Origin of the sequence: Pseudomonas fluorescens, from assembly GCF_012974785.1 — a bacterium.
GTDB lineage: Bacteria > Pseudomonadota > Gammaproteobacteria > Pseudomonadales > Pseudomonadaceae > Aquipseudomonas > Aquipseudomonas fluorescens_BT.
Genome location: NZ_CP027561.1, coordinates 3,066,934 through 3,088,504, shown reverse-complemented (window position 1 = coordinate 3,088,504; position 21,571 = coordinate 3,066,934). Strand labels below are relative to the sequence as shown.

The window sequence follows — 21,571 nt, the reverse complement described above, 5'->3', positions numbered from 1 at the left end:
CGCAACCAACCAATTTTTTGCCCCGCGTATCATTCGGTCGCGGGGCTTTTTTGTACCCGTCTTTCGTGGTTTTCCAGAACGGTGACGGTGGCTGTAGTGCCTGCCCTGAGCCGGTCCTTGCCCGCATAGTCGGAGTCGATGCCGATGCGCACCGGTACCCGTTGTGCCAGTTTCACCCAGGTGTAGCTGGGGTTGATGTTGGCCAGCAATCGACTGCCCGGCGCGTTCTCCCGGTCGGCGATGGCGAACGCGATGCTTTGTACGGTGCCGCCGAATTTCTCTCCACTCATCAATTCGATCCGAACCCTGTCACCCTCCTCGATCCGTGGCAATTTGGTCTCTTCGAAGTAACCACTGACGTAGAACGAGTCGCTGTCCACCAGTGCCAGCAATGCGCCGCCGGCCACCGCGTAGTCGCCCTGCCGGGTCAACAGGTTGGTGACGTAGCCGCTGACCGGCGATTCGACACGGGTACGCTGCAAATCCAGTTCCGCCTGGGTCAGTGCCGCAATCGCCAATTGCACGTTGGCCTCAGCCAATCCCAGATTGGCCTGGTTACGCAGCAGGTCAGCCTGGGCCACAGCCACATCGGTGCTGGACTTTTCCCACTCTTCACCGGAAATCGCAAAGCCCTGTTTGAGTGTGCGTCTGCGTCGTTCCTCACTCTCGCGCTGTTTGAGCAAGGCCTCGCTGGCCACGATGGACGCCCGGGACTGACCCAGGGTGGCCTTGGCCACCTCGACCGAACGCCTGGCATGTTCAACCGCCAGACTGTAGCGGGCCGGATCGATCTCGAGCAGCAGTTGCCCCTTTTCAACGTGCTGGTTGTCCTGCACCGCCAGACTGACGATGCGACCCGAAACATCCGCCGACAGTGTCACCACATCTGCCCTCACCCGCGCATCCCGCGTCCAGGGAGCCCGGGTGTAATGCTCCCAGGCGAACCAGCCGAGCACGATGGCCAGCAGCACCACTGCCAATGTCGTCAATCGGGTGAGCAACGTCTTCAAGGCATCAGGCTCCCATCAGCAGAATCAAAGTGGCACAAACGCAGGCGTACAGCGCGCCTTCGAACAACGCTTCGTGCCAGACCAGACGCAGCACGCCGAGGCGACGCAATACCCAGTCCAGCAATAGAAAGACCGGTACGGCGAGGATCAGCACTTGGGCGATTGGTGGCAGGTAAACCCCACCGATCTCGAAATCAATGGGCAAGGCTCGGTTCTCCTTCAGGGGCGTTGTGTTGCAGATACTCGCCATGGCGCTCAAGAAACGACACGACGATCAGCAACGCCACACGCATGCGGAACACAGACCACAGATGTTCATGGGTCGCGGCATGCAGATCATCCAGTTCGTCGCCCAGTGCATGCAGCGTCGTCAACAAGGGTTTCAGGTCGGTGTCCGCCCGACCGGCGACGAACCGCCCGGTCTGGCGCAAGGCTGCCGTCAGTCGTTGACCGAAGGCCTCCGAAAGCAAAGCGTTGTTCTGCATCTGCTGCCTCAGTTGGTGAATCGCAACGCCGAGTGCCACGCAGGCGAGGCTGATTTCATAACGTCTCTGCATGTCCGGATCATTGGCTGCGGGCAATAGCCCCAACATGGTCGTCAGACGATCGACCATACGGCTTTCAAAAGCGAACTGCTGCTCGTCGGTGACGGGCGATTGGGTGAATTGATACACCTGTTCCCGTGCTTCGTTGTAGAAGCGACGGATTCGAAGCACCGGGCGGAACGGAAAAATCCACGCATAGACGATCAGGGCCAGCATCGCCGCACTGACGTAAGCGCCGGCAAACTCGAACCATTGAATGGCAGTGTTCTGACCGGTACCAACGTTCTGCGGCCCGAGCATCAGGAAACTCGACAAACCCAGCCCCATTCCGATACCTGCGGTGGCCGGACTGGCCAGCCCGACCGCAATCACATACAGCAGCGGCGCAAGCAGCAAGGCCAGCCATTCAAAGTCGCTGACCGCCGGCACCAGCATGAACTGGTACAGCGCCGAAACCACCAATGCCAGACCCAGTCCGCGGGCGTAACTCTGCGCGGCTATCAAGGGGCGCGGGAACGTCGCCATCAGCGAACACAGAATCCCGACCAGAATCATTCCGCCACGTGCGCCATCCCAGGCTGTTTCGATCCAGATCAACCCGGCGATCAACAAGGCGCTGAAGGCACGAATGGCATTCATGGTTGCCAGGGTGAAATCCAGATGCAACGGGCTGGCTTGACCACGAAACATGCAACTGGCCTCCCGCCCCTCCTGTATGGCTTCGCTCAGTTCGAGAATCTGCTCGATCTGCTGCAACAGCCGCGCCTGCTCCCAACGCAATGCCCAGGCCAGCGAGCGCAGGGTCGCACTCATTTCTTCCGTCTGCTGTTCGGCCCTGTAGGCCAGTTCCTCGAACTGCTGCTGCAGAATAACCAACCGATGCCTTGGTTCTTCCGGCAATGAACGCCCGTATCGGGCCAGTTCATCGAGAAACGCCAGCTCATCGGCGCGCAATCGCTGAACCTCCAACGGCAAGTCGCCCTCCCAGCGCTCGGTGAGCAACTGGCGTTGATGACGCAGGGCGGTCAGACGTGAGGTCAGCAACATCAGTTGATTGCCCAGCAGCAGCACCAGATTGTTGGCGCTGCGCAAGCGTGGGGCGTCGAAATACAGGTGTCGCCGCAGGCCCTCCAGTGCGCTGATTTCTCCGAGCAACTGCATTTGCCGGCGCTGGAATTCGGCTTCGCTTTCTTCAGTGCGGATCACCGCAGCGGCATGGGTAGCGACCAGTTTGATCACCTGATCGACTTTCGCGAAGTAGTTGCGCGAAACCGCCTCCGGACGGGCCGTCAGCAAGCTGACGATACACACGCAGGCCACGGCCAGCAGCGTTTCCGTCACCCTCGTGACCGCCAGCAGGAATGTACCGTCCTGATCCGGGATCGCCAGCAGCGCCACCACCACGGCGGTATAGCCACTCAGCACAAAGGCCTGTGAACTGGTGTAACGCAACAGCGTGCCGCCGGCCGTGCACAGGGCCAGCCACAACGCGAGGGTTGTAATGAACGGCAACGGCGCCTGGGGAAAGATCGCCATGATCAATACCGCCACCGCCGCGCCGAGGGTGGTGCCGATGACTTGCCCGAAACTGCGGGCCAATGCCATCCCGGCCAGCGGCTGGCTGATGATGACCACAGCCATGATCGACCACTTGGGCTGATCCAGATCGAACAGAAACGCCAGGTACAGGGTCAGCAACCCCGCCGCAATGGTGCGCAGGGCGAACAGCAACACCGTCTGACCAGGATGGATCACTGCCTTGAAGTAACCGAACAGGGCTTGCATGGACACGCTCATCGAAGGAACTTCATCAATCGTAGTCAATGCTTCGAGAGCTGGATGATTTCCGCAGCCGACAGATCTTGTAGGCCGATTCAACATCCGTGGTGGGCCATATCAGGCTCAGTGTTTGACTCACGGCGTCGGCTGACCGAAGCTTGCCCCCTCTGCGTCAATAGAAAGTTTCGGATACCTGCATGCCTCAGTCCCGCCGCTACTTGCTCATCAGTCTTGGCCTCGTGGTCATCCTCGTGGTTGCGTGGCTCTCCCTGCGCAACACCGCTCCGGTGGTGCCGGAGGCGATCAGGCACGGTTACAGCGAAGCGCTTTCCGCCGCCCGTGCCGGGCAACCGGGCGCCGCACGCCTGCTGTATCAGCAACTGGGGCGCCCCGACCTGTCGGTCAGGCGCCGCGTCTGGCTGCATGCCGAACTACCCAACTACCCAAGCCCTCAAGCCTTGAAGCTGGCAGATGCCGATCTGCAGAACACGTCCCCCGAAGTTCGCATGGCGGCGATCAGGAGTGTGACCGGCCTGGTACCGGGTGGGCAACGCAGCCTTCTGCTGGGCCCGTTGCTCGACGATGAAGATCAAACCGTACGATTTGCCGCGATCAACGCCTTGCTCGGCTTGTCGCCGGATCAACTGGGCCTGTATTTCGCGCCGTTGCAGCAAGGTATCGACAGTTGGGAACAGGCCCTGCAAAGCCAGCCGGAAAGCGCCGACAACTTCGTCCAGCTGGCGCGTCTGCACCTGCACAATGCCGAGCTCAAACAGGCGCAGGAAGATCTCGATCAGACCCTGCGCCTGGACCCCGGCAACCTGCCGGCGCTGGTGATGCAGATTGAAGTGCTCGACCGCCAGGGCCAGAGCGATGCCGCCCGCCAGCTATTGGCCAGACAGCTGAAGGCCCAGCCTGACTCCGCCTATCTGCAACATGCATTGGGTCTGTGGCTGCTGCATCACGATCAACGCGAGTTTGCGCTGCTCGGTCTGTCCAAGGCGGTGGAGCTGGAGCCTGATAACAAGGACTATCGCTACGACCTCGCCACCACACTGCACACCGCCGAGGAACTTGAAGCGGCGCAGAAACAATTGCAGGAAATCGTTCAGCGCCACCCCGCCAATCGCAAGGCCCGGGTGCTGCTGATCAATTACTGGAAGGAAAGCGGTCAGTTGCAGAACGTGCAGATTCTGCTGGCCCAGCTCGAACAGATGAACCCGGACGACCCGGCCTTGCAGCAGGGTCTTTGAACGCCTCCAGAAGGTTGCCGGCAAGAAATTCGGAACCGCCATCCCGGCCCGGGGTCAAGTGAACAGGCAGCCCTTGATGGCGTACACCGCCAGCTGCCGCGTTTCCCCTAGTCATGAGAGGGCATTTTTTGTCTACATCGAACGCGTTGATCAGTGCCAAAGCCGCCACCGGCATCGAAGGGCTGGACGATATCCTGGCCGGTGGCTTGTCTCGCAGTCATGTCTTTCTGCTGGAGGGCGAGCCCGGTACCGGTAAAACCACGGTCGCATTGCATTTTCTTCTCGCCGGCGCGCGCGCCGGGGAACGCTCGTTGTACATCACGCTGTCGGAAACCGAGCGGGAGTTGCGCCAGGGCGCGCTGTCCCACGGCTGGGAACTGGACGAGAACATTCACATTTTCGAACTGACTCCGCCGGAAAGCCTGCTCAATGCCGAACATCAGCAGAGCCTGCTGTATTCCTCGGATCTTGAACTGGGCGAAGCCACCCGACAGATTTTTGAAGTGGTCGAGCGCTTCAAACCGACCCGGGTGGTGCTCGACAGCCTCTCCGAGATTCGCCTGCTGGCACAAAGCTCCTTGCGTTATCGTCGACAGATCCTGGCGATCAAGCACTATTTCGTGCGCTATGACGCAACGGTACTGCTGCTGGACGACCTGACCACCGAGTCCCTCGACAAGACCGTCCACAGCGTGGCCCACGGCGTGATCCGCCTCGAAGAACTGACCCCCAACTACGGCGCCGAACGCCGGCGTGTCAGGGTGGTCAAATATCGAGGCCAGAAATATCGCGGCGGCTTTCACGACTTCACCATCATGGGCGATGGCGTGCATGTGTTCCCGCGCCTGGTCGCAGCGGAGCATCGTAACGATTACCCGCGCCTGCAACTGAGCAGCGGGATCAAGGAAATGGACGCGCTGCTGGGGGGCGGAGTCGAGACCGGTTCCAGCACGCTGATCCTCGGCCCTGCGGGTACCGGCAAATCATTGATCTCGATGATTTTCGCCGCGGCGGCAGTCACTCGTGGCGAAAAAGCCGCGCTGTTCATTTTCGATGAAGAACTGGGCCTGCTGTTCGAGCGCATGAAAAACATCGGCATCGACCTCAAGGCCCTGCAAGCCACCGGCAATCTGCTGATCGAACAAGTCGATGCCGCCGAACTGTCTCCCGGGGAGTTCTCTCATCGGGTGCGTCGCTGCGTCGATGACGGTGACATCAAGACGGTGGTGATCGACAGCATCAACGGTTATCAGGCCGCCATGCCGGAAGAGAACGCGCTGGTCCTGCACATGCACGAGCTGTTGCTGTACCTGAATCGCAAGGGCGCCGCGACCTTCATGACCGTGGCCCAGCATGGGCTGGTCGGCGACATGCAGGCGCCGGTGGACATCACGTACCTGGCCGACACGGTGATCCTGTTGCGCTACTTCGAAGCCCTCGGCAAAGTCCGTCGGGCCATTTCGATCATCAAGAAACGCACCGGCAGTCATGAATCGACCATTCGTGAATACCGCATTTCTACCCAGGGCATGACCATCGGCGAACCACTGGAAGCTTTCCAGGGAGTGCTGCGCGGTGTGCCCTCATACTTCGGCGCGAGCAATCCGCTGCTCAAGGAAGACAACTTGTGACCGTCACCGTGCCGCTGTCGGAACGGGCGCTGATTCTGGCGCCCCTGGGTCGTGACAGCCAGATTGCGCTGATGATCCTCAACGAGGCCGGGTATGGTGGCCTGATCACCCCGGATCTGGCCAACTTGTGCAGCGAACTGGAACCCGGCGCGGGTTTGCTGTTGATCGCCGCCGAAGCCCTGCGCGGGCCGGAGCTGGAAACCCTGTTGCGGTATCTTGAGCAACAGCCTGCCTGGTCCGACCTGCCGATCGTATTGCTGACCCATCATGGTGGCTCCGAACAGGGTCCGTCTTCGCAGCTCAGTGATTTGCTGGGCAACGTGACCTTTCTCGAGCGCCCGTTTCATCCGGCGACGCTGGTCAGCATGATTACTGCCGCCCTGCGCGGGCGACGACGACAGTACGAGGCCCGCGACCGCCTGATTGATCTGAGCGAAAGCGAACGGCGCCTGCAGTCAACCCTCGAAACCCTTGAGCAACAGGTTGAAGAACGCACGGCGCAATTGCGGCATAACGAAGAAGCCCTGCGCCAGTCGCAGAAAATGGAAGCGGTCGGCCAGCTTACCGGCGGTATCGCCCACGACTTCAATAACATGCTGACCGGCATCATCGGCAGCCTGGAGTTGTTGCGCCGACGCCTGGCTCGCGGGCGCCTGGAAGATCTCGACAGCCTGATCGATCTGGGCGTGACCTCCGCCAACCGGGCGGCCGGCCTGACCCACCGTCTGCTGGCGTTTTCCCGGCGGCAGTCGCTGGATTCCAAAGCCGTGCAGATGAATGATCTGGTGAAGTCGATGGGCGAGCTTCTGCAGCGCAGCCTCAACGAAAGCATCCAGCTGGACATGCGCCTGCACGAACAATTGTGGGTGGCGGAAGCCGACCCCAATCAACTCGAAAGCGCCCTGCTCAATCTGGTCATCAACGCACGCGACGCCATGCCCGACGGCGGTCATCTGGTGGTCGAGACAGGCAATCAGGTGCTGGATCGCGAATTCACCGCGACCTACAACAACCTTTCACCCGGCGACTATGTCGTGTTGAGCGTCACCGACAACGGCTGCGGAATGCCGCAGAGCGTGATCAGCCGCGCATTCGATCCGTTTTTCACCACTAAACCCATCGGTCAGGGCACCGGGTTGGGCCTGTCGATGATTTATGGCTTCAGCAAGCAATCCGGTGGCCATGTCTCGATCGATAGCGAAATCGACAAAGGCACTACGGTCAAACTCTATCTGCCGCGCTTCCAGGGTGAGTCCCTGCCCCACGTTCCAGTGGGCATGGAGCAGGCGCCGGATGCCGTGGAAGGCGAAACGGTGTTGATCGTCGAAGACGACCCGGCCGTGCGCGTGCTGGTCAGCGCGGTATTGAGTGAACTGGGTTACGGATTTGTCGAAGCCAGCGACGCCGACGGCGCGGTGCCCATCCTGGATTCGGCGCAGCGCATTGATCTGCTGATCAGTGATGTCGGCCTGCCGGGCATGAATGGCCGGCAACTGGCGGAAATCGGCCGACAGTACCGTCCAGAGTTGAAAGTCCTGTTCATCACCGGTTACGCCGAGCACGCGGCGGTACGCGGCGGGTTTCTTGATCCGGGCATGCAGATGATCACCAAGCCGTTCACTTTCGATCTGTTGACGGCGAAGGTGCGGGAGATGATCAAGAGCTGAGGCGGTTGACGCCTCAGGCCAGCAACTCCTGAATCTTCTCCTGCAACACGTCCAGGTCGAACGGTTTTTCCAGGATCGGTGCCCGGCGGGTGATCGGGCTGCCGGTCTCGCGGATTTCCTGCGGATAGCCGCTGATGAAGATCACTTTCAGATCAGGGCGCAACTTGACGGCGGGCTCGGCGATCTGCACGCCGGAAATTCCTCCAGGCAGGCGAAAATCAGTAATCAACATGTCCAGATGCGGCTTGCTCGCCAGAATCTCGAACGCCTGCTCGCCGTTTTCGGCCTGCAATACGCGATAGCCCTGCCCCGACAGATAGTCCGTCAGCACCATCAGGATCACCGGTTCGTCCTCGACGACGAGTACTACATCTTGTGCATCTACGCTCATGGGAAGCCTTTGTTCGGTCAATAGCTGCTGATACGACCGTGTGGTCACTCAGAGGTTGCGTTTGTTTTGCCGTTTTCCTGGAGCGGCAGACAAACGCGAAACAGGGCGCCCTCGTTGATCTTGCTTTCGACGACGATGGAGCCGCCATGGGCGGCGACGATCTGCTCGGAAATGAACAGACCCAGCCCGAGTCCGGCCACCACCGTCTTGGCGGAAACCCGTTCGAACTGTTGAAAAATGCGTTTCTGGTTCTCTTCACTGATGCCGATGCCCTGGTCCTGAACTTCGACCCGGGCCTCATAGCCTTCGCGATAGACCCGTACCTGGATCGGGCTTTTACCGCCGTAACGCAATGCATTGGTCAGCAGGTTCGACACGACCTGCTCGATGCGGAACTCGTCCCACTGCCCTTCCACCGGCTCGGTAGCGGTGAAACTGACCTCAGTCTCGGCGGCTTCGATCTGCTGGGCAAAGTTTTGCAGCAGATTGCCCACCAGTTGCGCGAGATCGAAGCGGCTCGGTCGGATCGACAGCTTGCCGGTGCGGATCCGCGAGACGTCGAGCATGTCCTCGATCAGCCGGATCAGGCTTTTGATCTGACGCTCGTCGCGGTCGACCATGGCGTGCATCTTGTCGAGGGTAAACGCGGCGGCATTGTCCCGGGCTAGGTGCATCTTGCGCAGTTGAGTTTCGAGGATAAGGCCGTTGAGCGGTGTGCGCACTTCGTGGGCGACGATCGACATGAAATCGTCGCGCATGCGCACCGCCTGCTCCAGTTCGCCCTGAGTGCTTTGCAGTTGCTGTAACAGTGCTTCCTGCTCGCGACGGCTCTGCTCCAGGGCTTCGACCTGTTGTTTCATCGCCTTGCTCTGGCGGTACAGGTCGACGAAGACGTTGACCTTGCTCTTCACCGCGTGGATATCCAGCGGCTTGTGCAGGAAGTCCACCGCGCCGCTTTCATAACCCTTGAACGCGTAGTTGAGTTCACGGCCGGCGGCGCTGACAAAAATGATCGGGATATTCTTGGTCTTCTCGGTGCCGCGCATCAGCTCGGCCAGCTCGAAGCCGTTCATGCCGGGCATCTGCACGTCGAGAATGGCCATGGCGAATTCGTGTTGCAGCAGCAGCGACAGCGCTTCGTCCGCCGACAGCGCCTTGTAGACGGTGCGGTCTTCGCGCTTGATCAGCGCTTCGAGGGCCAGAAGGTTCTCGGGCAGATCGTCGACGATCAGCAGTTTTGCCTGGATATTACTCAGCATGCGATTCGTTCCAGCTCGACAAGCAGACGGCCGATGCCGTGTATGGGAAGGATGTAGTCCGGTTGATGCGTCTTCAGCGCCGCACGAGGCATGGTGGCGACCTGCGCCTCGTCGGGGTCCTGCACGATGGTCAGGCCGCCCAGGCGTTTGACTTGCGCCAGTCCCCGCGCGCCATCGTGGTTGGCGCCGGTCAGCAACACGGCGGCCAGCGACGGCCCGTAAGCGTCGGCAGCGGACTCGAACAGGAAGTCGATCGAAGGCCGTGAATGATGCAAACGGTCTTCAAGGCTCAGCGACAGACTGAAATCCTGCTCCACCGACAGGTGATAACCCGGCGTCGCGAAGTACACGGTGCCGGGGGTGATGTCCTGTTTATCGATGGCTTCCGCGACCGGCAGCGCCAGCCGTCGGGCGAAGACCTCGGCGAGCTGGCTGCGACGCTCTTCCGGCAAATGCAGGACGATGATGATCGGCAGCCCGAACCCGGCGCGCAGCGAGCCAAGCATGCTCAGCAGGGCCTCGACGCCACCTGCGGAAGCCCCGACCACAATCGCCTCGATCCGAGGCAAGTCCGCTGCACTGTTCATGATTTGCGGTAGATCCGTTCTTGTTTCACCAGCGGTTCGAACTGGTTGGAATACCCGGAAAAATCCAGGGTTTCCTTGCTGCCCAGCACCAGAAATCCACGATGGCACAACGATTCATGAAATAACCCGAACGCTCGATCCTGAAGTTTTTTATTGAAGTAAATCAACACGTTACGACATGAAATTAACTGAGTTTCGGAGAATACACTATCGGTCGCCAGGCTGTGATCGGCGAAGGTCACGTTCTCGCACAGGCTCTTGTCGAAAATGGCGTAGCCATAGGCAGCAGTGTAGTAGTCGGCGAACGAGCGCTGACCACCGGCCTGCTGATAGTTGGCGGTGTAGGCGCGCACGTTTTCCATCGAAAAGATCCCCTGCTTGGCTTTGTCCAGCGAGCGCGGGTTGATGTCGGTGGCGTAGATGATCGTGCGGTCCAGCAGGCCCTCTTCGCGCAGCAGGATCGCCATCGAGTAGACCTCCTCGCCAGTGCTGCAACCGGCGATCCAGATCTTGATCGACGGATAGGTCTTGAGCAGCGGCACCACCTCCTGGCGGATCGCCAGGAAGTGCGACGGATCGCGGAACATCTCGCTGACCGGGATCGTCAGCAATTGCAGCAACTGCATGAACGCCGTCGGGTCGTGCAGGACTTTCTCCTGCAAGGCCGAGATGGTCGCGCATTCGAACTGGCTCAGCGCATGTTGCACCCGGCGCTTGATCGAAGCGCCGGAGTAATCGCGAAAGTCGTAGCTGTACTTGAGATAAATCGCCTCGATCAGCAACCGCAGTTCGATTTCACTGTTCCGTTCAACGGAATTACTACGTTCCACTAAATGCGTTCCATCTTCGGTAACCACACGCGAATCAGTGAGAACAGGCGATCCAGGTCAATGGGCTTGGCCAGGTAATCATTGGCGCCCGCCTGCAGGCAGCGCTCCTGATCGTCCTTCATGGCCTTGGCCGTCACCGCGATGATCGGCAGCTTGCGCCAGCGCGGATCCTTGCGGATTTCCATGGTGGCTTCAAAACCATCCATTTCCGGCATCATAACGTCCATCAGCACCAGGTCGATGTCCTCGACTTCATTCAGTTTTTCAATCGCTTCGCGACCGTTTCGGCCGATCACCACGACTGCACCTTTGGTTTCCAGGGCACTGGTCAGGGCGAAGATGTTGCGCACATCGTCGTCCACCAGCAGCACTTTACGTCCCTCGAAGACCTTGTCGCGGCTGCGGGCGGTCTTGAGCATCTTCTGCCGTTCATGGGACAACTGCGATTCGACTTTGTGCAGAAAGAGTGTGACCTCATCCAGCAAACGTTCCGGCGAGCGTGCGCCCTTGATGATGATCGAGCGCGAATACTTGCGCAGCTCCGCCTCTTCATCGCGGGTCAGATTACGTCCGGTGTATACGATCACTGGCGGGAACGAACAGATGTCCTCGGTGGACATGCGTTTGAGCAGGTCGTTGCCGAGCATGTCCGGCAGCTTCAGGTCGATGACCATGCAATCGAAGATCGTCGTGCGCAGCAGCTCCAGCGCGTCTTGCGCCAGGCCGACGGCAGTGATTTCGATGTCGTCGTCGCCGATCAGCCGCGCGATACTTTCCCGTTGCAGATCGTCGTCCTCGACCAACAGCACGCGTTTGACCTTCTGGGTCAGTTTGGCCTCGAGACGGGCGAACACGTCCTTGAGCTCTTCGCGGGTGGTCGGTTTGACCGCGTAACCAATGGCACCCATGTGCATCGCCGCTTCGACGCGGTCTTCCACGGAAATGACGTGCACCGGGATGTGTCGGGTTTCGGCGTGTTCTTTCAGGCGTTGCAGGACGGTCAGACCCGAATGATCCGGCAGGCGCATGTCCAGCAGGATCGCGTCCGGCACAAACTCTCTCGCCAGGTCATAGCCTTCATCGGCGCCGTGGGCGACCAGGCACTGATAGCCCAGTTCGTGGGCCAGATCGTAGAGGATGTGGGCGAAATTCGGCTCATCTTCCACCACCAGAATGCAACGGGTATTGAACGGCGCCTTGTTGCGGTCATCGTTGAAGCGCGGGATGTCGATGGTCGCCAAAGGCGAAACCGCTGCGACCGGCGCGATGACCGGAGCAGGGACCGGCGGACTTAAAGTCAATGGCACAACCGGCATGTCACCCGGCTCGCGGTATTGCTGCGGCAACACCAGGGTGAAAGCACTGCCCTGCCCCGGTGCGCTGCTGACGCTGATCGAACCGCCCAGCAGTGTCGCCAGATCCCGGGAAATCGACAGGCCCAGGCCAGTGCCGCCGTATTTGCGGTTGGTGGTGCCGTCGGCCTGGCGGAAGGCTTCGAAAATGCTTTCCTGCTGATCCGCCGCGATCCCGATCCCCGAGTCGCGCACGATGAAGGCGATGCGATCGTCCGGCTGGCCGGCGATGGTCAGGCTGACGGTGCCCTGCTCGGTGAATTTCACCGCGTTGGACAGCAGGTTCTTGATCACCTGTTCCAGACGCTGGCGGTCGGTGAACAAGGTGATCGGCGCATCGGGCTGCAACTCGACGGTGAACGTCAGTTTCTTGTCCGCCGCCAGCGGTTCGAACACGCTGCGCAACCCGTCGGCCAGGCGCGCCACGCTGGTGTTCTCCGGCAAGACTTCGAGTTTGCCGGCCTCCACCTTGGAAATGTCGAGAATATCGTTGATCAGGTTGAGCAGGTCGTTGCCGGCAGAATAGATCGACTCGGCGAACTTGACCTGTTCAGCGGTGAGGTTGTCCTGCGGGTTTTCCGCCAGCAGCTTGGCCAGGATCAGCGAACTGTTCAGCGGCGTGCGCAGTTCGTGAGACATGTTGGCCAGGAACTCGGACTTGTACTTGCTCGAGCGCTGCAATTCTTCGGCGCGTTCTTCGAGTTGTACCTGGGCCTGATTGAGTTCGGTGTTCTTCTGATCCATGGCGTCGCGCTGCTCGGCCAGGGTCAGGGCCTGTTCGGCCAGTTGCTCGTTGGTCTGTTCCAGCTCGACTTGCTGGGTTTCCAGATGCGCCTGGGACTCCTTGAGAATCCGCGACTGTTCTTCCAGCTCTTCGTTGGCGGTTTTCAGCTCTTCCTGCTGCACCTGCAACTCTTCATTGAGTTGCTGGGTTTCGGCCAGCACTTCCTGCAGACGCTGGCGATAACGCGCCGCTTCGATGGACGTGCCGATGTTGCCGGCGATCAGTTCCAGCAGCGCCACATCACGGTCGGTGAGCGGACGCAGGAAACCCAGTTCGATCACGCCGTTGACCCGTTCGTCATCACTGGTCGGCACCACCAGCACACTGTGCGGCAGACCTTCACCCAGACCGGAACTGACCTTGAAGTAGTCGGACGGTACCGAGTCGAGACGAATCAGCCGAGCCTGCTGGGCGACCTGCCCGACAAGACCTTCATTGCTGGAGATCAATTGATCCTGTTGTTCCTGTTCGCGAGAAAAACCGTAAGTTGCCACGCGTTTGAGGCCGCCATGTTCTTCGCGCACATACAGCGCGGCCACTGCGGTGCCGAGGTACTGGGCACAGAACTGCAGAATGTTGCGCCCCAGCAGATTGACCGTCAGTTGCCCCAGCACTTGCTCGGCAAGCTGGGTCTGGCCGTTGCGCAACCAGGCTTGCTGTTCCAGGCGTTTGGCGCTGGCCTCTTGCGCCGCCAGGGTCGCGCCGTAGCTTTGTGACAGGTTGAGCAGATCGCGCCGGCCGACGTAGGCCAGCAGGCCACTGATGCCGGCCACAAACAGCAAGTAAAGGCTGATGCTCCAGATCGTGGTGCGGCGCACGTCCTCGTTACGTGAAGCCCGCAACAACTGTTCGGTTTCAATCACATCTTCGAACTGTTTACGTATTTCGTCGGTCAGGCGCTTGCCCTTCCCCGTTTTGACTGCCGACTTGTAATCACCGCTGGAGCGTTGCAGATCGATCATCGATTGCGCATACGTCGCCCACTCGGTTTGCAGCGCCTGAAGACGACGCAGGCGGTCGGTTTGAGCCGGGTTGTCCGCAGTCAGTTCAAGCAAGGTATTGAGTGCCACGGAGATGCGCGGCTTGGCCGTTTCGTACGGATCGAGAAAATGCTCGTCGCCGCTGAGCAGATAGCCGCGCATTCCCGTTTCCAGGTCCACGGTGAGTTTTACTGCTTCGTTGGCGTTATTGATCACCCGGTCGGTGTGCTCCACCCACTGGATCACCGACAACAGATAAGTAATCAGTGAAACAAAGAACACGGCACTGACGACGCCGACGCCCAACGGCAAACTGACGTTGCGGGTCAGGAGTTTGCGAAACCGTTGCTCATCAACCGAAGACGGAGAGGACATGTGGCAGCCTTGTCGAACTGTTGAAAAACAGGGAGTTTGCCCCAAAACGGCGGCATGGATCCATTTTTCTCACAGAGATAGCACCGTTTTCCCACATTTGCCTGCGCCGAATCCCAAGCCAGCGGTTATCCTTGCCCAACCGTTTGCGCCTACTCTTTTTTTGTATTCATTCGGGAACTTGTGGCCATGCGCCACTTACTCATGCAAGAGCCCGGCATTTTTGATCGACCGGCGCCCCTGCCCCCCATTTTTTGAGAGCCGCCATTATGTCCAGCCCTGTGTCCACCATCCTTGTAGTAGAAGACGACGCCATCGTGCGCATGCTGATCGTCGACGTGCTGGAGGAATTGGAATTCAAGGTTCTGGAGGCGGATGGCAGCGAACAGGCGCTGGCAATTCTCAAGGATGTGAATCAGCACATCGACCTGATGATGACCGACGTCGGCCTGCCGAATATGGATGGCCGTCAACTGGCCACCGAAGCCCGCAACATTCGCCCCGCACTGCCGATTCTGTTTGCCAGCGGTTATGCCGAGACTATTGAAGTACCGGCAGACATGCACGTGATTGGCAAGCCGTTTTCCATTGATCAATTGCGCGACAAGGTGAAAGCGGTTCTTGGGCAATCCTGAACGCTGAACCGGGAACTTGCACTCCAGGCACCCTCTTCGGGCAGACTTGCAACCTGCCCTGACCAACTTTGAAACCAACTGCAGCTATCCACCAACTAAAGCGCGCATTTACTCTGACGCCGCCCCGTAGTTGAAGATTTGTTGCATCCCCAACATTTGCACAAACAGCGAGGTCACTACCAATAAACAATTAAAGGATAACTTGTTAATGCAACTTTCACAGGACGGAAATCTGCTGAGCGCCGACAGTCCGGCATTGGATTCTGGTTATATTGTCGAACGCCAAAAACTTGATCTCGCAGAGAAGTCCAATATCGTATTGGCGCTTTCCGATCTGATCGGGGACCGCGCAAGTGCCGAAATCATTGATCTGCACTTCATTACGGTGCCCCGAACATCGAATAGCGCTTTTGATAACGCCCAGGAATTTGCCCGCGTCGCTCTTGCGAAGATGCTGGAGACCGAGGACTTTCTTTTTCTCGCCGAAAAACATGCACTGCCCGGCGACACCATTGTCTGCATCAATGAACAGGCTCGACTCAGCGTCTCGGCGGGTGGCACCTGGATCGACTTGACGGGTGACAATGTCATCAGTGCAGATCTGCAAGATGAAATCCTCATGGTCGGAGAGTGTGCAGTACGCACCGGTGGTTACGTATTTTCCACCGAGGTCTTCGGCCTTGAGCAATGGCTTAACTTCCATCAATACACCCTCCCGACAACCGTCGCCGAAACACGCAGTCTGATTGCCTGGCTCGAATTCCAACTGCCGACCAGTCCGGTAACGGGGGATTATCACGAATTGCTGTTGGCGCCGGTTGAGTCGCCCTTCCATCTTTCAGCGACCGAGCGTCAAACGATCAAACAGATCGCCAAGGACACGACAAAGGGTCGAGTCAGCCTCCTGCAACATATCGCTACCCCGGATTTCAAGGCACTTGAGGTTGCGTCGAGTCGCGAACGTGCCGGCATTCATCTGGACCAGTTGCTGCAGACACCGAATGCCTGGGCGTTGGGAATCCTTCTGCATGACCGGCTCGGCTGGCATCTGGACCAAGGCAACCATGAAGCGGCTTTGCGACAGATCAAATGCATGGTTGCAACAGCGCTGATTCTGGATCTCGGACTTGAGGTCGAGCGACACGCAAAAGTCATTGCCGGTTTTCAGCTGTATCACCCGGACAATGTCTCGAAAACTGCACCGCAGGTGGTTGAAGCGTTGGAATGGCAACTCACTCGCGACCTGCAACTGGATCCGCTCTACGCACCATTGGCCGCTCACCTTCTGCTGGCCTGCGCTGCGCCACAGTTGCTTGTGCAGCAGGCTCCCGCCGAACTGACGATCGGTAAACCCGGCTGGGTGATCGTGTCCCAGGCCGTTGCGCTGGTCGAACTCACGGCGCCAGGCGCATCGCGCCTGATGACCTATGACCGGATCAAGGCGTTTTCCGAACTGACTCCTGTCAGTGCTGCCCAACGCACGCTGCATGAGTTGGCGACCATTACGCCCATCATCCAATGGGCAATGCTTAACGGCATATTGCCCGGTACTACCGAAGATGATGACGTAAACGCCTTTACAACCGCCGCCAACCGTTTCAGCCAATATGCGCAAGCGTTGAACGAAGTCGAAACCGGTATTGCGATAGTTCCGCCTGATCGACGGCAACTCGCGCTTCAAGAGCTCAAACGCGTCTTGCCAGATGGCAGTTACCTGGAGCAACCGGCATTCAAGGCCAACTTCGATGTTGCGCTTGACGAGCGCAGTGCGCTGGAATGGCTGGCGCTTATCGTTCCCTCCAGCGAATGGAGTGTGAAAGACACTTCTGCTGTAGGGAGGCTGCGTCTCTCGATTCTAGACCTTTACATGTCGGGTGATCTGGTGGTCAACGGCAAACTGACCGACAAGTTTGACAGCGCCAGATACTTCAACCCGCCACGGAATGCCTTTGCCCGACTCGGTGAACTGAAACCGATCGACGCCTTATTTGAAAAATCATTCGAGCAATACCATCTGACGCTAAAGAAAAGTCAGGCCTCCATTCTCAAAATGGCAGTGTCCAACTTGCCCGAACGTGACAGGACAATGATCGCCAATGGTTTTATTACGTTATATACCGTCAGGGAATCGGTAAATCCGCTCAACCCGTTTGAAGAAACTCAGCGACATCGTGAAGCGGCCAGGGGGCGCTACGGCCTGATTATCGGATGCCAGCACGAAAAGGCGTTTCGCTGTTATGAGCTGTTTACCCTCAGAGGGTTGTGTCGTGAACGCCCGGAGCTGGCCGCCCTGTTACGGTCCAGGGGTACACTGTTCGAAGAGCCTTCGCTGGGGTATGACGGCCAGGACACAGACTTCCAGACCAAGAACCCTGCACAACGATGGCCGATCGACTTTAATGCCTACCTGAAGGGCGACGCGCCGAAACATGGAGTCTGGTCCGAAGTGGTCGTGGAAAAACTCTGGAACTTCGTCCTTGCCTCAGATGAAGTCCAGCCAGTCCCACTGTTTTTTTCCCGTGCCTTGGACGCCCTGGCCGAAGGCGTTCTGGGCAATCACCCGGTCGCGACGCGCGACGAACTGTACTCATCGCTGTATCAACAGACTGAACTGCAAAGGATTCGCGCTAAAAACGCTCAGATCAATGAAGCTGTGATCAATGTGATCGTGCCGTTCAAAAAATGTATTGAAGACATCCGCTCAGGCGATGCGCCCCGGGTATCCGAAGGCATCGGTGGTTGCATTCTTGACGGCCTGGCGTTGCTGGGGCTGGTGGTCGGCTTTGGCGCCACGATTGTCGGCATCGCGGGCAAGACAACCTCGACAACCGCCAAGGCTCTGAGCATCGCCAAAGCGGCTGCCCACCTCTCGGTATCGTTCCTGAATCCCCTGGATGGCTTACCGACGCTGGCTTTACAAGGCGGGCGCCTGGCCAAACGAGGCGTTCTGCTTTTGAGCAAACACGGGCTCAACGTGGTGGAAACCGCCACGGGCCAACTGCGTAAACTGACGGGGAGCGCGCAGTCCTACGACCTGGTCAGGGCCGCGCAAAAAAACGACTTGTTTCAAGGCACCTGGAAAGCGGCGGATAACCTGGAGGATACGATCAACCTGCTGGCACTCCAGCGCAACAACGACTGGTATGCGCTGAACCTGAGAGTCGGTGGCGCTTGGGGGCCGAAGCTGAGAAACCTTAAGGTGTCGCCACTGGCGCCGCTTCGCCGGTTCTTCGGCCTTGCCAAACCTTTTGACTATTCTCGGGCAATCGTGAAGAGGGCAATGCCTTTTGCGAAGCGCAAAATCGATAACGCATTGAGTCTGTTGGCGCAGACACCAAACGACGACACGCGCTGGGTGATTAAACATATATTCGGTAGCGATACCGATGATGTCCTGCAACATGTGGCGATGAATCTCAAATCGATGCGTCAGGATCTGGATTCGGTCACCGTCGCCAACATGTCCTTCAGAAAGGGTTCAGATGCCTATGCAGCACTGCGACCGGCAGCGTACAAACGCTGGCAGGCCCGTGTACAGGCGGGTACGCATCGACAGAAGCCAGTCCCGACGTTTCTGGATATCTTCCCCGAAGGACTGGATGACTATTACCGCATGTCGAAATATGACGACAGCCGCGTGGCCGATATCGTGATTCACGAACTGGCGCACGGCGCGCCCGACACCCTGGATCTTTACTACGGAATAGTGAAAGAGAGGGCCACCGGCCCCGCCGAGTTTGACGTGGCCGGTTTGCTCCAGCTAGGAAGTGCCACCGATACGAAGGCGCTGCACCCCAGGAATCTTTCCAACCTGCAGCATAAGAGCGCATACGCACAAGGGCTCGAAGCATTCGATTCCATTTCCAGTACGTTGCCCGAAGTGGTTCGAAAACACCCCGCACTCTTTAATGCCGACTCCTATTCATTGGCAGTTTCCATGCTCGATCAGGCAAGCACTCACCGAGAAGCCTTCCTGATCAATCTCGCGAAGATCAACAAGGGTGTGAAAAACACTTCCGATCTCGGTTTCATCAAGGGTTCATTGCGGGTCAACCTGGCCAAGGCCTCGAACTGAGAAAAAGCGGATCGGCGAGCGCGCGCATTGTGTTTTAATTCGCGCGCATTTTTTTCGTCTCTTCGTCCCAGGAATCGTTTCTCATGAGTCAGCCCGCAACCAAAGTCCTCGTCATTGGTTACGTCTGGCCGGAACCCCGTTCCTCCGCTGCGAGCGGGCATGTGATGCAGATTCTCGAAACATTCCTGCAGCAAGGCTGGCAAATCACCTTTGCCAGCCCGGCCGGCACCGGTGAACATCGCGCCGACCTCAGCGCGCTGGGCATCCGCGAAGTCCCGATTGAGCTGAACAACAGCAGTTTCGACGTTTTCATCAGCGAATTGGCACCGGATATCGTGCTGTTTGACCAGTTCATGATCGAAGAACAGTTCGGCTGGCGCGTGGAAAAACACTGTCCCGACGCCTTGCGTGTTCTGGAGACTTCAGACCTGCAAAGCCTGCGACATGCCCGACACCAGCGATTGAAAGATCGGTTGAAACTCAGCGATGACACCAACGATTTCCAACAATTGTTCGCCCCCGCGCTCGCCGAAGAATTTGAACTGATGGCCGAGACGGATCTGGCCAGGCGCGAGATCGCCGCGCTGTATCGTTGTGATCTGAACCTGATGATTTCACAAGTGGAAATTGAGTTGCTGGTACAGCAGTTCAAATTGCCGCCCCAGCTGATGCATTGGTGCCCCTTGATGGTCGAGCCGCCGAGCACGCCAGCGAAACCCTTTGAGGATCGCGCGCACTTCCTCAGCATCGGCAATTTCCGCCACGCTCCGAACTGGGATGCCGTCCTGTGGCTGAAATCGACAGTCTGGCCGCTGATTCGCAAGCAACTTCCGAAAGCGCAATTGCATATCTACGGTGCGTATACGCCGCCGAAGGCGACAGCCCTGCACAATGCGGCCGAGGGTTTCCACATCATGAATTGGGCAGAGGATGCATTGCAGGTCATGTCCGATGCCCGGGTTTGCCTGGCACCGCTGCGTTTCGGCGCAGGCATCAAGGGCAAACTGGTCGATGCAATGCTCTGCGCAACCCCGAGTGTCACCACGCCGGTCGGAGCCGAAGGGATGCAGGCGGATCATCCCTGGCCGGGCGCTGTCACCGGCACGGCCCAAACATTCGCCGAAGCGGCGGTCCGGCTGTATAACGACCGGGACCTCTGGCAAACCGCACAGGCGCAGGGGCAAGCCCTGCTGGTCGACCGATACCTGCAAACGGTTCACGGGCCCGCACTTATCGAGAAAATTAAGTATTGCCGCGAAAATCTGTCGCAACTCAGAAGGAACAACTTCACCGGCAGCATGTTGCGCCACCATTCACACAAGAGCACCCAATATATGGCTCAGTGGATTGAAGCCAAGAACCAGAACAGATAACTTGGCTGGACAACTATACAAACAATACCCAACAACTTGCATTACTCCCTTCATGGCCAACTAACAAGTTAGACATTATAAACATCCTGCACGTACGGCCTTGACTGTTTTATCGGGCCGTACTTTATAAAAACTTATGCAGGATGCACTGATGAGCACTAATAACTGGATGGGCTCGACACCCGCCATTGATACACTGTCGATCTTCGAACTGACATTGCCCGGCACCCACAATGCCGGCAGTGACTGGCGCGCCTCGTATCCGTTCTTCGGCCCTCCGCGCCACTGGCTCGTCTGCCAGCATGACTCCTTTCTTGCCCAGCTCAATCACGGTTCCAGGGCGCTGGATATTCGTCTGACCCATAACGGCGGCGGCAAAGGTCCGGAAAAATTCGTCGCCCACCATAACGGCTTCCAAAACTCTCGAACCCTGGCGAACCTGATCGCCGACGTCAATAAGTTCCTGGACAACAACCCGGATGAATTCATTATTCTGGACTTTCACAGTCTGGACGGCGCCGACTTCGATTACGACGACTTCAATAAGATCATGATCCATTACCTGGGCCATCGTCTTGTCCCGCGCAACAATTTCTACCTGAGCCTGCGTGAACTCAAGCAAGTCAGTGCGCAACAACGTGTGTTCGCTGCTGCCACGTCACATTGGCAACTGGACTACAAAATATTCCACACTTTCATCAATCACCGATGGTCGGGAAACAACATTACCAGTCCCGATGATTTGAGGCAGTACATTGGCAGCGTCCTGCAAAACTCGACAGACAACAGACGTCTCTGGTCGCTGTCCGCCACCAGTTACACCGCGTTTGGTGGCCCGGTCGACATTCATGACGAATTGAACGAGTGGTTCGATCTGGATAAAAGCGACTGGGCACTGAAGTGCAACATCATCAACGTCGACTTCATGGAAGAGTCGGACCTGGTGGAGTTCTGCCGAATTGCCAGCTTGATGAAGGCCCGACAGCGCGCGCTTTGAGCCGCACTGAAAACTGGCGTAACCCACGCGCAAAGAGGCATGATCGCCGGG

The 21,571-nt window shown here is 58.3% G+C and carries 15 protein-coding genes; 7 read left to right on the top strand and 8 right to left on the bottom strand.

The genetic code is table 11. The annotated features are described in order from the left end of the window. Window positions 1-29: 29 nt before the first annotated feature. Genes C6Y56_RS13825 through C6Y56_RS13815 form a run of 3 tightly spaced genes read right to left on the bottom strand, consistent with a single transcriptional unit; the run spans window position 30 to window position 3,340 of the window. On the bottom strand, window positions 30-1,010 hold the full coding sequence (locus C6Y56_RS13825; protein ID WP_169430357.1) for a biotin/lipoyl-binding protein: 981 nt from the start codon (window positions 1,008-1,010) through the stop codon (window positions 30-32). Between the two features lie 4 nt (window positions 1,011-1,014). Then, window positions 1,015-1,215 carry a DUF1656 domain-containing protein gene (locus C6Y56_RS13820; protein ID WP_169430356.1) on the bottom strand — a complete coding sequence of 67 codons (201 nt, stop codon included), beginning with the start codon at window positions 1,213-1,215 and terminating at the stop codon, window positions 1,015-1,017. Next, on the bottom strand, window positions 1,205-3,340 hold the full coding sequence (locus tag C6Y56_RS13815) for an FUSC family protein (RefSeq protein ID WP_169430355.1): 2,136 nt from the start codon (window positions 3,338-3,340) through the stop codon (window positions 1,205-1,207). The genes C6Y56_RS13820 and C6Y56_RS13815 overlap by 11 nt, the downstream gene beginning before the upstream one ends. A gap of 191 nt (window positions 3,341-3,531) precedes the next feature. On the opposite strand from C6Y56_RS13815, the gene C6Y56_RS13810 reads away from it, so the two are divergent. The 3 genes from C6Y56_RS13810 to C6Y56_RS13800 all read left to right on the top strand — a co-directional run bounded on the left by C6Y56_RS13810 (window position 3,532) and on the right by C6Y56_RS13800 (window position 7,885). After that, window positions 3,532-4,587 carry a tetratricopeptide repeat protein gene (locus C6Y56_RS13810; protein ID WP_169430354.1) on the top strand — a complete coding sequence of 352 codons (1,056 nt, stop codon included), beginning with the start codon at window positions 3,532-3,534 and terminating at the stop codon, window positions 4,585-4,587. Between the two features lie 128 nt (window positions 4,588-4,715). Next, complete coding sequence (locus C6Y56_RS13805) at window positions 4,716-6,218, top strand: ATPase domain-containing protein (protein WP_169430353.1); 1,503 nt, start codon at window positions 4,716-4,718, stop codon at window positions 6,216-6,218. Then, window positions 6,215-7,885 carry an ATP-binding protein gene (locus C6Y56_RS13800; RefSeq protein ID WP_169430352.1) on the top strand — a complete coding sequence of 557 codons (1,671 nt, stop codon included), beginning with the start codon at window positions 6,215-6,217 and terminating at the stop codon, window positions 7,883-7,885. The genes C6Y56_RS13805 and C6Y56_RS13800 overlap by 4 nt, the downstream gene beginning before the upstream one ends. Before the next feature lie 13 nt (window positions 7,886-7,898). On the opposite strand, the gene C6Y56_RS13795 is transcribed toward C6Y56_RS13800, so the two are convergent. The 5 genes from C6Y56_RS13795 to C6Y56_RS13775 are packed head-to-tail and all read right to left on the bottom strand — an operon-like array spanning window position 7,899 to window position 14,443. Continuing rightward, window positions 7,899-8,276, bottom strand: coding sequence for a response regulator (locus C6Y56_RS13795; protein ID WP_007954537.1), 378 nt, complete (start codon window positions 8,274-8,276; stop codon window positions 7,899-7,901). A 44-nt stretch (window positions 8,277-8,320) separates the two neighbouring features. Beyond that, window positions 8,321-9,535, bottom strand: a complete 1,215-nt coding sequence (locus C6Y56_RS13790) for a hybrid sensor histidine kinase/response regulator (protein WP_169430351.1) — start codon at window positions 9,533-9,535, stop codon at window positions 8,321-8,323. Continuing rightward, window positions 9,529-10,122 carry a chemotaxis protein CheB gene (locus C6Y56_RS13785; RefSeq protein WP_169430350.1) on the bottom strand — a complete coding sequence of 198 codons (594 nt, stop codon included), beginning with the start codon at window positions 10,120-10,122 and terminating at the stop codon, window positions 9,529-9,531. The genes C6Y56_RS13790 and C6Y56_RS13785 overlap by 7 nt, the downstream gene beginning before the upstream one ends. Next, a complete protein-coding gene (locus C6Y56_RS13780) occupies window positions 10,119-10,952 on the bottom strand; it encodes a CheR family methyltransferase (RefSeq protein WP_039768267.1) in 834 nt (277 codons plus the stop codon). The genes C6Y56_RS13785 and C6Y56_RS13780 overlap by 4 nt, the downstream gene beginning before the upstream one ends. Next, on the bottom strand, window positions 10,952-14,443 hold the full coding sequence (locus C6Y56_RS13775; protein WP_169430349.1) for a response regulator: 3,492 nt from the start codon (window positions 14,441-14,443) through the stop codon (window positions 10,952-10,954). Before C6Y56_RS13775 ends, C6Y56_RS13780 begins: the two co-directional genes overlap by 1 nt. A gap of 266 nt (window positions 14,444-14,709) precedes the next feature. On the opposite strand from C6Y56_RS13775, the gene C6Y56_RS13770 reads away from it, so the two are divergent. From C6Y56_RS13770 to C6Y56_RS13755, 4 genes are all read left to right on the top strand, one after another. Further along, the gene (locus tag C6Y56_RS13770) at window positions 14,710-15,075 is read left to right on the top strand and encodes a response regulator (RefSeq protein ID WP_169430348.1); all 366 of its coding nucleotides are present in this window, start codon (window positions 14,710-14,712) and stop codon (window positions 15,073-15,075) included. A 208-nt stretch (window positions 15,076-15,283) separates the two neighbouring features. After that, entirely contained in the window at window positions 15,284-19,150 is a 3,867-nt protein-coding gene (locus C6Y56_RS13765) for a hypothetical protein (RefSeq protein ID WP_169430347.1), read from the top strand. 83 nt (window positions 19,151-19,233) lie between these two features. Next, window positions 19,234-20,523 carry a glycosyltransferase family 4 protein gene (locus tag C6Y56_RS13760; RefSeq protein ID WP_169430346.1) on the top strand — a complete coding sequence of 430 codons (1,290 nt, stop codon included), beginning with the start codon at window positions 19,234-19,236 and terminating at the stop codon, window positions 20,521-20,523. 151 nt (window positions 20,524-20,674) lie between these two features. Then, window positions 20,675-21,520: a phospholipase gene (locus tag C6Y56_RS13755; RefSeq protein ID WP_169430345.1), complete on the top strand. Its 846-nt coding sequence runs from the start codon at window positions 20,675-20,677 to the stop codon at window positions 21,518-21,520. The last annotated feature ends 51 nt before the right edge of the window (window positions 21,521-21,571 follow it).